At 75.8% G+C, this 14,450-nt stretch carries 11 protein-coding genes; 2 read left to right on the top strand and 9 right to left on the bottom strand.

Annotated elements, in window-relative coordinates; all coding sequences use genetic code 11:
- Nucleotides 1-55: 55 nt before the first annotated feature.
- A complete protein-coding gene (locus tag DMH08_RS14385; protein ID WP_233617590.1) occupies nt 56-1,396 on the top strand; it encodes a salicylate synthase in 1,341 nt (446 codons plus the stop codon).
- Between the two features lie 84 nt (nt 1,397-1,480).
- Here DMH08_RS14385 and DMH08_RS14380 read toward each other — a convergent pair whose 3' ends face one another.
- Together DMH08_RS14380 and panD are read right to left on the bottom strand one after the other, a co-directional pair.
- Complete coding sequence (locus tag DMH08_RS14380) at nt 1,481-3,124, bottom strand: (2,3-dihydroxybenzoyl)adenylate synthase (protein WP_125614599.1); 1,644 nt, start codon at nt 3,122-3,124, stop codon at nt 1,481-1,483.
- A gap of 5 nt (nt 3,125-3,129) precedes the next feature.
- Nucleotides 3,130-3,537: an aspartate 1-decarboxylase gene (panD, locus tag DMH08_RS14375; RefSeq protein WP_425248289.1), complete on the bottom strand. Its 408-nt coding sequence runs from the start codon at nt 3,535-3,537 to the stop codon at nt 3,130-3,132.
- A gap of 92 nt (nt 3,538-3,629) precedes the next feature.
- Here panD and entS point away from each other — a divergent pair, with 92 nt between their 5' ends.
- Complete coding sequence (entS, locus tag DMH08_RS14370; RefSeq protein WP_125614596.1) at nt 3,630-4,973, top strand: enterobactin transporter EntS; 1,344 nt, start codon at nt 3,630-3,632, stop codon at nt 4,971-4,973.
- A gap of 16 nt (nt 4,974-4,989) precedes the next feature.
- Here the strand turns inward: entS and DMH08_RS14365 are convergent, their stop codons facing one another.
- The 7 genes from DMH08_RS14365 to DMH08_RS14340 form a co-directional block, all read right to left on the bottom strand.
- Nucleotides 4,990-8,484, bottom strand: a complete 3,495-nt coding sequence (locus DMH08_RS14365; RefSeq protein ID WP_125614593.1) for a non-ribosomal peptide synthetase — start codon at nt 8,482-8,484, stop codon at nt 4,990-4,992.
- A gap of 86 nt (nt 8,485-8,570) precedes the next feature.
- Nucleotides 8,571-9,662: a FecCD family ABC transporter permease gene (locus DMH08_RS14360; protein ID WP_325052923.1), complete on the bottom strand. Its 1,092-nt coding sequence runs from the start codon at nt 9,660-9,662 to the stop codon at nt 8,571-8,573.
- A complete protein-coding gene (locus tag DMH08_RS14355) occupies nt 9,659-10,699 on the bottom strand; it encodes a FecCD family ABC transporter permease (protein WP_233617589.1) in 1,041 nt (346 codons plus the stop codon). Before DMH08_RS14355 ends, DMH08_RS14360 begins: the two co-directional genes overlap by 4 nt.
- A 105-nt stretch (nt 10,700-10,804) precedes the next feature.
- Nucleotides 10,805-10,981 carry a hypothetical protein gene (locus DMH08_RS40975; RefSeq protein ID WP_169528913.1) on the bottom strand — a complete coding sequence of 59 codons (177 nt, stop codon included), beginning with the start codon at nt 10,979-10,981 and terminating at the stop codon, nt 10,805-10,807.
- On the bottom strand, nt 10,978-11,997 hold the full coding sequence (locus DMH08_RS14350; protein WP_125614590.1) for an aromatic ring-hydroxylating dioxygenase subunit alpha: 1,020 nt from the start codon (nt 11,995-11,997) through the stop codon (nt 10,978-10,980). The genes DMH08_RS40975 and DMH08_RS14350 overlap by 4 nt, the downstream gene beginning before the upstream one ends.
- Before the next feature lie 98 nt (nt 11,998-12,095).
- Entirely contained in the window at nt 12,096-12,896 is an 801-nt protein-coding gene (locus DMH08_RS14345) for an IclR family transcriptional regulator (protein ID WP_026406248.1), read from the bottom strand.
- On the bottom strand, nt 12,893-14,422 hold the full coding sequence (locus DMH08_RS14340) for an acyl-CoA synthetase (RefSeq protein WP_125614587.1): 1,530 nt from the start codon (nt 14,420-14,422) through the stop codon (nt 12,893-12,895). Before DMH08_RS14340 ends, DMH08_RS14345 begins: the two co-directional genes overlap by 4 nt.
- Nucleotides 14,423-14,450: the final 28 nt, after the last annotated feature.

Below are 14,450 nucleotides of genomic sequence, written 5' to 3'. Positions count from 1 at the left end.
GGAGTTGGCTGCCTTGTCCATCGGTGTCACGTATGAAGAGCCCACGGAAACGGTCGTGGAGAGCACCGCCGACCCGCTGGCCCTGATGGCCGGACTGGCCGGTTCCGGGCTGTTCGACGACCACGTGGTCTACGAGCGGCCCGGCTCGTGGACGTTCGCGGGCGGCGCGCTCGGCGAGGTGGTGCTGGAGGACGGCGAGGTCCGCACCCGCTGGCCGGGTGCGGAACCCGTGGTCAGGCCGTGGACGGGACGTCCCGCCGAGGCGCTGCGCGAGGCGTTCGCCGCGGCCCCGCTGCCGGTGTGGAACGCCTACGGATGGATCGCGTTCGAATTCGCTGCGGAGCGGCGCGACGGTACTGCTGCGAAGCGGCGCAACGACACTGCTGCGAAGCGGCGCGACGGTACTGCCGCGGGGCGGACGAGCGGGCGGCTCGCGCACCTGGTCGTCCCGCGTGTCGAGGTGCGGGTGCGGGACGGTCGGGCGCACATCACGGGCGTGGACGCCGACGAGATCGAGCGGGTGGCGAAGCTGGTCGCGGCGGGCGGCGCGCCCGCGCCGGCCCCGGCGTCCCCGGTGGACGTGCGGGTCGGCGGGGACGCCTACCGGGAGCGGGTCGCGCGGGCCGTCGCCGACATCGGCGCGGGCCGCTACCAGAAGGTGATCGTGTCCCGGAGGCTGGACGTTCCTTACCCCGTGGATACGGTCGCGACGTACGTGCGCGGCCGCGCCGCCAACACCCCCGCGCGGTCGTTCCTGCTCGACCTCGGCGGCTTCCAGGCGACCGGGTTCAGCCCCGAGGTGCTCGCGAGCGTCGACGCGGACGGCACCGTGATGACGCAGCCGCTCGCGGGGACGCGGGCGTTCGGGCGGGGCGCGGACGTGGACGCGCGGACGCGCCGGGAGCTGGAGAGCGACCCGAAGGAGATCTTCGAGCACGCGGTGTCGGTCCGCACGTCGCAGGAGGAGCTGGACCGGGTGTGCGCGCCGGGCAGCGTCCGGGTCACCGGGTTCATGACCGTGAAGGAGCGGGGCAGCGTGCAGCACCTCGGGTCGAGCGTGAGCGGCGTGCTCGCGCCGGGCCGGACGTGCTGGGACGCGCTCGACGCGCTGTTCCCGGGGGTGACGGCGTCGGGCATCCCGAAGCCGGAGGCCATCGAGGCGATCGGCGGGCTGGAGGAGCGGCGCGGGCTCTATTCCGGCGCCGTCCTGGCGGTGTCGCACGACGGGGCGCTCGACTCGGCGCTCGTCCTGCGGGCGCTCTACAGCCGGGACGGACGGGCCTGGCTGCGGGCGGGCGCGGGGATCGTCAGCGGCTCGACGCCGGAGCGCGAGTACGAGGAGACGTGCGAGAAGCTGTCGAGCATCGCGCCGCACGTCGTCCCGCTGGGCCGGTAGGCCGGGGGCCCGGCCGGGCGCGCCGCCCGTCCCCGCGTCGCGGGGCGGGCGGCGCGCCGTTTCCGCGCCGGGTCGCCGCCGGGCTCAGGAGAGGCGGGCGGCCAGCTCCTTCTTGCTGATCTTGCCGACGGGGGTGCGGGGGAACGCGTCGACGGTCTCGATCCGGTCGGGCCACTTGTAGGCGGCGAGGCCGCGCTCGCGCAGGAAGTCCTTGAGCTCGGGCAGCGTCGGCGCGGCGCCGCGGACGACGAGGAACGCGCACGTCCGCTCCCCCATCAGCGCGTCGGGGACGCCGACGACGGCGGCGTCGTGCACGGCCGGGTGGGCGAGCAGGTGGTTCTCCAGCTCCTCGGCGGAGACCTTGTCGCCGCCCCGGTTGATCTGGTCCTTCTCGCGCCCTTCCACGATGAGGTGGCCGGACGGGAGCCGGCGGACGAGGTCGCCGGTGCGGTAGAAGCCGTCGGGGGTGAACGAGCGCGCGTTGTGCTCGGGGGCCCGGTAGTAGCCGCGCAGCGTGTACGGGCCGCGGGTGAGCAGCTCCCCCACCTCGCCCGGCGCGACGTCGGCGCCGTCGGCGTCCACGACGCGGACCTCGTCGGCCGGGGACAGCGGGCGGCCCTGGGTCCGCTCGACGATGTCGCGGGGGTCGTCGAGCCGGGTGTAGTTGAGCAGCCCCTCGGCCATCCCGAACACCTGCTGGACACGGCAGCCGAGCGTCCGCGGCACCTCGGCGGCGCGTTCGGCCGCGAACTTGGCGCCGCCGACCTGGAGCAGTTCGAGGGACGACACGTCCTCCTCGGTCCACGACACGGCGTCCAGCCACAGGAGGGCGATCGGCGGGACGACGGCGCACACGGTCGCGCGCTCGCGCTCGATGAGCGGGAACGCCTCGTCCGGCGACCCGGACGGCGCGAGCACGACCGTCCCGCCGGTGGCGAACACGCCGAGGATCCCGGGGCAGGCGAGCGCGAAGTTGTGCGCGGCCGGGAGCACCACGAGGTAGACGGTGTCGCGGCCGAAGCCGCACACCTCGGCGCTGGCCTCCAGGTTGTAGACGTAGTCGCGGTGCGTCCGCGGGATCAGCTTCGGCAGCCCGGTGGTGCCGCCCGACAGCAGGAAGACCCCGACGCCGGCCGGATCCGGCCGCGGCGCGGCGGCGAGCCCGGCGGGGTCGGCGTCGACGTCGGCGAGGGCGGTGAACTCCTCCGCGTCGCCCTCGATGACGACGTGCTCGACCGGCAGCGTGCGGGCCATGGCCCGGTAGTCGAACGCGCCGTCGCGGTCGGCGGCGACGTAGGCGCGGGCCTCCGCCAGCTCGCACAGGTAGCCGATCTCGCTCTCCCGGTGCGCGGGCAGCGCGAGGACGGGCGCGGCGCCGATCCGCACGAGCGCCAGGAACGTCACGACGAACCCGGCGGAGTTGGGGAGCTGCACGACGACGCGGTCGCCGCGGCGGACGCCGAGCCGCAGCCAGCCCGCGGCGGCGCGGTCGGCGCGCCGGTCCAGCTCGGCGTACGAGATCCGCTCGTCGCCGGCGACGAGCGCGGTGCGGTCCGGGTCGTCGCGCAGGACGTCGCCGTCCAGGACGTCGCCGAGGAGGCGGTCGCCCCAGTAGCCCTCGGCCGCGTAGCGGTCGGCGAGGTCCTTCGGCCAGGGGGTGAAGCCGTCGGGGGCCGCGTCGGCGGGCGCGGCCCCGGACGGCTCGGCGGGCGGGTTGGCGCCGGTCACCGCGCTCACCGCCCGGCGAACTGCGCGTCGCGTCCGGCGGTGGGCGCCCCCGGGACGGGCTCGGCCGCGTCGTCGCCGAGCGCGACGACGCGGTTGGCGCCGTCCACGTGCACGACGCGCGGCCGGTGCGCGTCGCGGTCGGCGTCCTCCACGGCCGCGTAGGAGATGATGATGACGAGGTCGCCGGGCTGCACGAGGCGGGCGGCGGCGCCGTTGATGCCGATCACCCCGCTCCCCGCCTCCCCGGTGATGGCGTAGGTGACCAGCCGGGACCCGTTCGTGATGTCGACGACGTGGACCTGTTCGCCCTCCACGATGTCGGCGGCGGCCATCAGCTCGGCGTCGATCGTCAGCGACCCGACATAGTGCAGGTCCGCCTGTGTCACAGTCGCACGGTGGATCTTTCCGTTCATCAGCACGCGCTGCACGACATAGCCCTCTTTCTCAAGACCAACTAAGGCTAGGCTTACCTTAGCTATTCCCCCTCCCGAGGAGAACCCCGACGATGCTCCGGGAAACGTTCAGGCGCCTGGCCATGGACATCGGCCCGCTGCGCGACAGCCGGCCGTTCCGCGACGTGTTCATCGCCCGCACCGTCTCGGTCTTCGGGATCGGCATGCTGGCGGTCGCCCTGCCCGTGCAGGTGTACGCCATGACCGGCTCGACGGTGCACGTCGGCGCGGTGTCGGCCGCGGAGGGGTTCGCCCTGCTGGCCGGGTTCCTGTGGGGCGGCGTGCTCGCCGACCGGCACGACCGGCGGCGGCTGATGCTGCGGGCGCGGATCTTCGCCGGCGTCGGGTTCGCGCTGCTGACTCTCAACGCGTTCCTGCCGTCCCCGTCCCTCGCCGCGCTCTACGTCCTCGCCGCGTGGGACGGCTTCGCGACGGGCATCAGCGTCACCGCGCTGCTCGCCGCGACGCCCGCGCTCGTCCGTCCCGACAAGCTCGTCGCGGCGGGCGCGCTGAACGCGCTGACCGTCCGGCTCGGGTCGATGCTGTCGCCCGCCCTCGGCGGCGTGGTGGTGTCGGCGTTCGGCGTCGGCTGGAACTACGCGGCGGCCGCCCTCGGCACCCTCGGCACCGTCACGCTGCTCACCCGGCTCCCCGCCCTGCCGCCCGCGGAGGACGGGGAGGTCGCCGACCAGAACCCGCTGCGCGCCATCGGCTCCGGGCTGCACTTCGTCGCCACCCACCGCGTCGTGGGGTCCCTGATGCTCCTCGGCCTGCTGTTCATGGTCGCGGGCGGCATCCCCGTGCTGATGCCGGCGTTCGCCGAGCACGCCCTGGACGGCGGCCCCACGACCGTCGGGCTGCTGTACGCGGCGCCCGCGTGCGGCGCGGTGCTGGCGTCGGTCACCAGCGGCTGGGCGGGACGGTCGCGGCGGCCCGGCCGCGCGCTGCTGACGGCGTCCGTGGCCGGGTTCGCCGCGCTCGCCTGCCTCGGCCTCGCCCGGCATCCCGCGCTCGCCGTCGCGATCCTGTTCGGGTACGGGTTCGTCGCGTCGGTCGAGGAGATCCTGCGGTACGGGCTCATCCAGACGCACACGCCCGCGTCCCACCTCGGCCGCGTCAACGCGCTGTGGGCGGCGCAGGAGACCGGCGGCGAGGCCGTCGGGGCGATCGGCGCCGGCGCGCTCGGCCGCTACCTGGCGCCCGGCGCCGCCATCGTCGTGTACGGGACGGTCAGCGCCGTCCTCGCCCTCATGCTCGCGCTCACCCTCACGGGCCTGCGCACCGCGACGCTCGGGCCCGGCGCCGCCCCCGACGACGCCGGACCGGACGCCGGCACCGACACGGGCACGGGGCCCGGTTCCGGCGTCGCGCTCGACGCCGGGCCCGAGCCCCGCTGATCCCCCACCGCCCGCGTCACCCGAGGCGGGCGGCGATCTCCTCCTCGGACAGCGCCTCGACCTCGAGCCAGATCGCGGCGACCGCCTCCAGACGTCCGGGCGTCTCCTCCAGCTCGGCGAACCGCCGGCACACGCGCGCGACCGTCCGCTCGGCGAACAGCACCCGCACCGGCAGCGCGCCGGTGTCGAGGGCCTCGCGGAGCCGGGCGACGACCGTCGTGGCGAGGACGGAGTCGCCGCCGAGGGCGAAGAAGTCGGCGTCCGCGCCGACGCGCTCCCTCCCCAGCACCTCGGCGACGATCCGGGCCGCCACCCTCTCCAGGGCGGTCTCGGGTTCGGCGTCCGCCGCGTCCGCGCGGCCCGCCTCGGCGGCGGCCGCCGCGGCCAGCGCGGTCCGGTCGACCTTGCCGTTGGCGGTGAGCGGCAGCGCGTCCAGCGCGACCAGCAGTTCGGGGACCATGTGCGGCGGCAGCAGCTCCTGGGCGCGGGCGAGCACCGCGTCCCGGTCGAGCCCGCCGCCCGGCCCGACCCGCGGGACGAGCGCGGCGGCGAGCCGGCCGCCGGCGACGAACGCCACGGCCCGTCCGACGGACGGGTGGTCGCGCAGCGCGGCCTCGACCTCGCCCAGCTCGATCCGGAACCCGCGGATCTTCACCTGGTGGTCGCGGCGGCCGAGGAACTCGATCGTCCCGTCCGGCCGGTAGCGGGCCAGGTCACCGGTCCGGTACCAGCGGACGCCCTCCACGGTGACGAACCGGTCGGCGGTCCGCTCCGGGTCGCCCGCGTAGCCGTCGGCGACGCCCGCGCCGCCGATCCACAGCTCGCCCGCCGCCCAGTCCGGGCGGTCGCGGCCCAGCTCGTCCACGACCCGGCAGGCGACGCCGCCGAGCGGCACGCCGTACGGGACGGCCGTCCAGTCGGCGGGGACGTCGCCCGCGACCTCCTGCACGGTGGAGTGGATGGCGGTCTCGGTCGTCCCGCCGAGCGCGACGAACCGGGCGTCCGGGGCGGTCTCGCGCAGCAGCGCGGGCAGGTGCGTCCCGACCCAGTCGCCGCCGAGCAGCACCAGCCGCAGCGCGGGCGCGGGCGGCCCGTCCGGCGAACCGGCCCGCAGCAGCATCTCCAGCACCGACGGGACGCAGTTCAGCACCGTCACCGACCACCGGCGGGCCAGCGCGGCCCAGCGGGCCGGGTCGCGCCGCTCGTCCTCGCGCGGGACGGCGACGGCGCCGCCCGCGGTCCACGCGGCGAACAGGTCGAACACCGACAGGTCGAAGTCCAGCGCCGACACCGCGAGCGTGACGTCGTCCGGGCCCATGCCGAAGCGCTCGACGAGGTCGCCGATGGTGTTCATCGCGGCGCCGTGGGACACCTCGACGCCCTTCGGCTCGCCCGTCGATCCCGACGTGAACAGCACGTACGCGACCTGGTCCGGCCGCACCGCGGCCGGTTCCGCCAGGGGCTCGACGGCGCCGGCCGCGTCGAGGGCGACGAACGCGGGGGGACGGCCGTCCCCGCGGCCGGACGAGCCGAGCCCGGCGTCCGCCGCGGTCGAGGTCAGCACGGCGGCGACGCGCGCGGTCGCGCGGATCCCGGCGCGGCGGGCCGCGGGCTGCTCCGGGCCGATCGGCACGTACGCGGCGCCCGCCGCGAGGACGCCGAGGGCGGCGACGGCCTGGTCGGGGCCCTTGGGCAGCTCGACCGACACGCGGTCGCCGGGACGGACGCCCGCGGCGGCGAGCGCGGCCGCCGTGCGCAGGGCGCGGTCGGCGAGGTCCCCGTAGGTGAGGACGCCGTCGTCGCCCCAGTGCAGGGCGGGCGCGCCGGGCGCGCGGCGCGCATGGTCGAAGAAGCCGCGGACCAGGGTCGACGGGGGCGGCGGCGGGGTGGAGTTGAGGCGGTGCCGGAGCCGCAGCCGGTCGGGGGACGCGCCGGCGCCGAGCGGCTGGTCCCAGTCGGCGCCGGACGCGCCCAGGCGGGTGATCGCGGACGTGTAGGCGTCGAACATCGCCTCCGCGACGCCGTCCGGGAACGCGGGCACCCGCACGTCCCAGTTGAGCAGCAGGCCGCCGGACACCTCGGTGACCTGCGCGTCCAGGAGCACCTGCGGGCCCTGCGAGATGATCCACGCGGGCTCGCCGAAGCGTTCGCGGACCGCGTCGCCGAACAGCTCGCCGAGGTTGAGGGCGCTCGTGTAGACGATGGGCGCGAGCACCTGCTCGCCGCGCGCGCGGGACAGGTCGCGCAGCACTTCCAGGCCCGAGTAGTCGCTGTGCGCCCCGGCCGTGTGCAGGGCCGCCTGCAGGGCGCGGGCCCGCTCCAGGAACGTCAGGTCGGCGGTGAGGTCGACCTCGAGCATGATGGAGCCGGTGAAGTCGCCGACGACGGCGTCCACGTCGGGGTGGACGGGTTCGCGGTGGAACAGCGGCAGGTTCAGCAGGAACCGCGGCGTCGCCGACCACGCGCCGACGACCTCGGCGAACACCGCCGCGAGCGCCATGGCGGGGGTGACGCCGGCGGCGTGCGCGCGGGCGAGGAGGCGGTCCTTGTCGGGCGGCGCCAGCCAGTGGTGCTTGCGCTCGACGCGGTCGCCGGGCTCGGGGACGACCGGCAGTTCGGGCGGGCCGGGCAGGTCGGCGAGCCGTCCGGCCCACCACGCGCGGTCGCGCTCGCGGGCCGCGGCGCGGGGGTCGTCGGCGAGGTAGCGGGCGTAGCCGTAGCGGATCGGGGCGAGGGGCTCGCCCTCGTACAGCGCGGCGAGGTCGGCCAGCATGACGCGGTAGCTCATCGCGTCGGCGGCGACCATGTCGACGTCCAGGTGGACGCGGGCCGTGCCGTCCGGGAGCAGGCTGAGCCGGGCGTCGAACACGCGGCCGTCCTCGATGGGCAGGCGCTGCCGCGACATCTCCGCCCGGACGCGCTCGAGCCCGCCGTCGGCGTCGGCGGCGCCGCGCAGGTCGTGGACGGTGACGGCGGGCTCGGGGCGCTCCGGCAGGATGCGCTGCGTCCCGTCGTCGAGGACGGCTACGCGCAGCATCGGGTGCCGCCGGGCGAGGGCCCGGACCGCGTCCTCGAAGCGGCCGGGGTCGACGGCGCGGCCGTCCAGCTCGACGTACAGGTGCGCGGCGACGGAGCCGAGCGCCTGCCCGGAGTCGCGGCCGATCCAGTACGCGTGCTGCATGAGGCCGAGCGGGAACGGGTCGGCGGGCTCGATCTCGGCGGGGTCGAGCGCGGCGGCCGCGCCGGTCTCCGCGGGCTCGGCGGGCTCGGCGGGCTCGGCGGGCTCGGCCTCGGCTTGGCCGCGCTCGACGAGCAGGTCCCACCACTGGCCGAGGGTGGGGCGTTCGGCCAGCTCGGCGAAGCGGATCTCGACGCCCCGGCGGCGCAGCCGTCCGGTCAGCTGCATGAGCCGGATCGAGTCCATGCCCAGCTCGATGAGGTTGTCGTCGGCCGCGGCGGGTTCGCCGAGGACGTCCGCCAGCAGGGTGTGCAGCTCTTCCCGGGTCAGCACGGAACTCCCCTCCGAATTAGGTAAGGCTAACCTAATCGAGGAGCGACCGGCCGTCAACGCCCCGTCACGCCGCCGGAGGGCGGCCGTCAGCCCATGCCGCGGCGGCCCGACGTCGACAGCAGCCAGGCCAGGTACACGCCGCCCAGGACGCCCGTCACGACGCCCACCGGCATCGCGACCGGCATGTGCAGGGAGATCAGGTCGCCGCAGGCCAGCAGCGCGGCGCCGGTCAGCGCGGCCGGGAGCAGCTGCGCCCCCGGGCGGCGGGTCAGCCGCCGGGCGAGCTGCGGCGCGGCCAGCGCGACGAACGGGACCGGCCCGGCCGCCGCGGTCGCCGCCGCGACGAGCCCCACCCCGACGATCACCAGGAGCAGCCGCGTGCGCTGCACCGGGACGCCGAGGGCCTGCGCGGCGTCGTCCCCCAGCTCCCCCATGCCGAGGCTCCGCGACAGCAGCAGCGCGGCCGGGACGAGCACGGCCAGCGCGACCGCCAGCGGCACCGCCTGGTCCCAGTCGCGCCCGTTGAGGCTGCCCGTCAGCCAGAACGCGGCCTCGTACGCCTCCGTCAGCTCGGCCCGCGTGATCAGGTAGGAGTTGAGCGCCTGCAGCATCGCCGCCGCGGCGACGCCGATCAGCACGAGCCGGACGCCCACGACCCCGCCGCCGCGCCGGTACGCGACCAGGTAGACGGCGAGGGCGGTGAGCACCGCGCCGGCGGCCGAGCTGGCGGTGATGGCGACCGCGCCGCCGCCGAACACGAGGATCTGCAGCAGCGCGCCGGACGCGCCGCCCTGCGTGAAGCCGATGAGGTCGGGGCTGCCGAGCGGGTTGCGCGACATGCTCTGGAAGATCGCCCCGCTGAGGCCGAGCGCCAGTCCGACCAGCAGCCCGGTCACCGCGCGCGGCAGCCGCAGCGTCTGCACGATGAACTCGGTCGCCCGGTCGCCCTGCCCGACGAGCGCCGCGACCACGTCCGGCGGGGCGATGGGGAAGTCGCCGGAGCCGACGACCAGCACCGCGGCGCCCGCCGCGAGCAGCGCGAGCGCCGCGCACACCGCGGCGGCGCGCGGCTCCCACCGCACCGACACCGTGCCCGCGCGCACCACCCGGCCCGTCATCGCCCGGCCCGCCGCCTTCCCGGGCGGCGCGCCGCCGGGCGTCTTCGTCGAGGCGCTCACAGCTCGCGCGTCCTTCCCCGCCGGACCATCACGATGAACAGCGGCGCCCCGACGAACGCCGTGACGATGCCCGTCTCCAGCTCGCCCTGCGCCACGACCCGTCCCGCGATGTCCGCCCACAGCAGCAGGACGGGCGCCAGCAGCAGCGAGAACGGCACGACCCACCGCAGGTCGGGGCCGACGAGGGCCCGCACGATGAACGGCACCGCCAGGCCGAGGAACGTGATCGGGCCCGCCGCGGCCGTCGCCGCCCCGCACAGCAGGACGATCGTGAGCGCGCCGAGCGCGCGCGTCCGTCCGGGCCGCGCGCCGAGCGCCCGCCCCGCGTCGTCGCCGAGCCCGACCGCGTTCAGCGGGCGGGCCAGCGCCAGCGCCAGGGCGACGCCGGCGACGACGAACGGCAGCACCCGCCAGAAGACGCCGAGGTCGCGTCCCGCGAGGTACCCGACCTGCCAGAACCGGAAGCCGTTGAAGCTCTGCGGGCTGAGCAGCATGAGGCCCGCGGTGAGCGCGCTGAACACCGCGTTGACCGCGGCGCCCGCGAGGACCAGCCGGGCGGGCGACGCGCCGCCGCGCCCGCGCGCCCCGATCGCGTACACCAGGGCCGCCGCGCCGGCCGCGCCCGCGAACGCCGCCCACACGTAGACGAGGACCTCGTCGACGTCGAAGAAGCCGATGACGATGACGACCGCGAGGGCGGCGCCGCCGTTGACGCCGAGCAGGCCCGGCTCGGCGAGCGGGTTGCGGGTGAGCGCCTGCATCACGGCCCCGGCGAGCCCGAGCGAGATCCCCACCAGGATGCCGAGCACGGTGCGGGGCAGCCGCAGCTCGTGGACGATCAGCGAGTGCTGCGTCCCGTCCGGCGACAGCACCGACGGCAGCACCCGGCGGAACGGGACCGACTCGGCGCCGATCGCGAAGCTGGCGACGACCGTCAGCAGCAGCACGGCGAGGAGGAGGAGCAGGCCGCCCCAGCGGCCCGCGCGGCGCGGCACGGCCGCCTTCGGCGGCGGCTCCGCGGCAGGGGGTTTCCGCACGGAGGACAGCACAGAATGAGGTTAGCCTAACCTCATCCCGCCTTGAAGGGCGGACGGGCGCGGCACCGCGCCGCGCCCGTCCGCCCCCCTCCGGAGGCGGGCGGGTCAGCCGGTCGCCGCGCCGTGGTCCGGATGGGCGAGCAGCCAGGTCCAGACCTCCACCGGGTCGTCGGCGCGGTGCTCGGCGCCGCAGTGGCAGACGCCGGTCAGCCGGTCCGAGCCCGGGGACCACTCGACCCGCAGCAGGCCGCCCGCCGCACCGCCCGCGGTCTCCGGCGTCACTGCGCCGTCAGCTTCCGCAGCATGCGGCGCGCGGCGAGGCCGCCGGTGTCGATGTTGATCGACAGCTCCTGGTAGCCGTCCGGCTCGCTCGCGATGACCTTCTCGAGCTTGTTGAGCGCCACGACGTCCTGCAGGACGACCGTCCGGTTGCTGTCGCGCAGGAACGTCGACACCTTCTCGTCGTCGAGGGCGAAGTCGCGGGCGACCCACCAGAAGTCGTGCGTGGTCGTCTCGGTCTCCGGGACGATCGCGTAGCCGACCTCGACGTGGAAGGCGTCCGAGTCGTCGCCGTCCGGGCCGGGCTCCACGCCGGTCGGCGCGATCCGGCTGTGCAGGAGGTAGAAGCCCGGCGGGTGGAACTCGATGTCCTGCCAGCGGTCGATGCGGCCCTGGATGCCGGTCGACTCGGAGTAGAACGGCGGGCACTCGACGTCCTTCATCCGGCGGCTGACGTAGACGATGCCCGCCTCCTCGTCGGTCTCCGTCGTGATCGGCGTCTGCGCGACCTCCGGCGTGCCGATGTACCCGGCGTGCAGGTACGTCTCGTGGGACAGGTCGAGGAGGTTGTCGACGAGCAGCTCGTAGCGGGCGGCGAGCGGCTCCATGCCGCGGACGGTGGTGTAGTCCGCCGACTCCAGCCACGGCGCCCGCGGGATCGCGGCCGCGTCGCCCTCGCCGTCGCCGATCCACACCCAGATCAGCGAGTCCTGCTCGACGACCTGGTAGGCGGGGACGCGCGCGGTGCGCGGGATCCGGGTCTGGCCGGGCACGGCCACGCACGTCCCGTCGGGGTCGTAGGTGAAACCGTGGTAGCCGCAGACGATGCGGTCGCCGTCCCGGTTGCTCTCCGACAGCGGGAAGCGGCGGTGCACGCACCGGTCGGCGAGCGCGACGGCCTTGCCCTCGCGCGTCCGGTACATGACGAGCGGCTCGCCGCAGATCGTCCGGGCGAACAGGCCGTCGCCGACCTCCTCCCCGTAGGCGGCGACGTACCACTGGTTGCGGGCGAAGACCATCGGAGGCTCCTCGGCGGGGTGGGCTGGCAGAGTGTGACGAGCCTCTCGCCGCCGCCCCCGCCGCGCCAAGGCCGCTTCCGTTCGACGGAAGAACCCGCTCAGGCCCCGTGCAGGGCCGTCTCCGGCGGACGGACGGCGCGGGGCGCGCCGAGCGCGCGGGAGATCCCGCGGGCGCTCGCCCGGACGACCGGGGTCAGCGACCGCGCGTCCCAGCCGGTGTTCGGGACGACGATCGCGACGGCCGCCACGACCGTGTCGTCCGGCCCGAAGACCGGCGCGCCGACGGAGAGCGCGAACGACTCTACCTGCCCGTCGCTGACCGCGACGCCGGTGCGGCGGACCTCGGCGAGGGCGCGGCGCAGCTGCGGGCCGGACGAGATCGTCCGGTCGGTGAAGCGGCGCAGCGGCGCGGCGATGGCGCGTTCCTGCACGGCCCGGTCGGAGTGCGCGAGCATGGCGAGGCCGACGCCGGTGGCGTGCGCGGGCCAGCGCCCGCCGACCCGGGAGAAGACGTGCACGGCGTCGCGGGCGGAGATCCGCTCGATGTAGACGACCTCGAGCCCGTCGAGGACGGCGAGGTGCACGTTCTCGTGGGTGGCCTCGTAGAGGTCCTCGAGGAACGGCATGGCGGCCTGGCGCAGCGCCGGTCCGCGCGGGGCGAGCGCGGCGACCTCGAACAGCCGCAGCCCGATCCGGTACAGCCCGTCGGTGTCGCGTTCCAGGGCGCCCCAGCAGGTCAGCTCGCCGGCCAGGCGGTGGGCGGTGGACAGGGGCAGTCCGGCGCGCCGCGCGATCTGGGTGATGGACAGCGCGGGCCGCTCCGCCGAAAAGGCGCCCAGGATGTCCAGTACCCGCCGCGTGACGGGGGGCCGTCCCCCTCCGCTCGCCCGTTCGGTCATGGTTCGCCGTACTCCTCCCGCAGTCGTCCCTTGAGGATCTTGCCGGAGGCGTTGCGGGGCAACTCGGCGGCCGCCACCGCCGACTTGGGGACCTTGTAGCGGGCGAGCCGGCCGTCGAGCCGGGCCAGCACCGCGTCCCCGGTCAGACCGGAGCCGGGGCGCGGGACGAACACGGCGCGGCCGACCTCGCCCCACGTCTCGTCCGGGACGCCGATGACGGCGCACTCCAGGACGTCCGGGTCGGCGAGGATCGCGTGCTCGACCTCGGCCGGGTACACGTTCTCCCCGCCCGAGATGATGACGTCCTTGATGCGGTCGACGATGTAGGCGTAGCCGTCCTCGTCGAGCCGGGCGGCGTCGCCGCTGCGGAACCAGCCGTCGGTGAAGGCCGCGGCGGTCGCGTCGGGGCGCCCCCAGTACCCGCGCATCACGTGCGGGCCGCGCACGACGATCTCACCGGTCTCCCCCGGCGGGACGTCCGTCATGTCGGGGGCGACGACGCGGACGTCGCTGAAGAAGTGCGGCACGCCCGCCGACCCGGCCTTGGCCTCCGCGTGCGCGGCGTCGAGGAACAGCGCGCCCGGCGCGGCCTCGGTCATCCCGTATCCCTGCAGGAACGTCAGGCCCCTCTTCTGGTAGGTCTCGATGAGCGACGGCGGCACGGGGGCGCCGCCGCAGGTCAGGATACGGAGGGACGACAGGTCGGCGGCGTCCCAGCCGGGTTCGCGGGCGACGCGCTGGAACATGGTCGGCACCCCGAACACGAACGTGACGCGGTGCTCGGCGATGAGGTCGAGGGTGGCGGCGGGGTCGAACGCCGGGACGAGGACGCACGCGCCGCCCTTGAGCAGCACGGGCAGCGCGAGCATGTTGAGCCCGGCGGTGTGGAACAGCGGCGCGGACACGAGCGCCACCTCGCCCGCCGTCAGGTCGTGGTCGATGAGGACGTTGACCGCGTTCCAGGTGATGTTGCCGTGGGTGAGGGTCGCGCCCTTCGCGGCACCGGTCGTCCCGGACGTGTACATGATCATGCACGGGTCGTCGAGGGACACCGGGACGTCGATCGGCGCGGCGCCCGCCTCCCCCGCCGCCGCCCGCACCTCCGCGTACCCGTGCGCCCACGGGCCCGGCCCGTCCAGCGCGACGTGCTCGCGGACGGGGACGCGGGCGCGGACCCCGCCCACCAGCCCGGCGTGCGACGGGGCGTGCACGAGCACCGACACCCCGGCGTCGGCGAGCTGGTGCGCGATCTCGGGGCCGGCGAGCCGGGTGTTCAGCGGGACGAACACCGCGCCGAGCGTCCCGGTGGCGAACAGCGTCTCGAGGAAGGCCGGATGGTTCGGCCCCAGGTAGCCGACGCGGTCGCCGTGCCGGACGCCGAGGGCGCGCAGCCCGTGCGCGAGGCCGGACACGCGGCGCAGCAGCCCGGCGTAGGTGAGCGTCCGTCCGCCGTGGACGAGCGCGGCGGCGTCCGGCGTCTTGCGGGCGCGGCGGGCGGGCCACGACCCGAGTCCTTCGTTGCGCATGGCGGAGGCACCTCTCCAGGCGGTTCCG

Origin of the sequence: Actinomadura sp. WAC 06369, from assembly GCF_003947565.1 — a bacterium.
Lineage (GTDB): Bacteria > Actinomycetota > Actinomycetes > Streptosporangiales > Streptosporangiaceae > Spirillospora > Spirillospora rifamycini.
The sequence above is the reverse complement of the archived record's forward strand: the minus strand, read 5'-3'. Positions and strand labels throughout refer to the sequence as shown.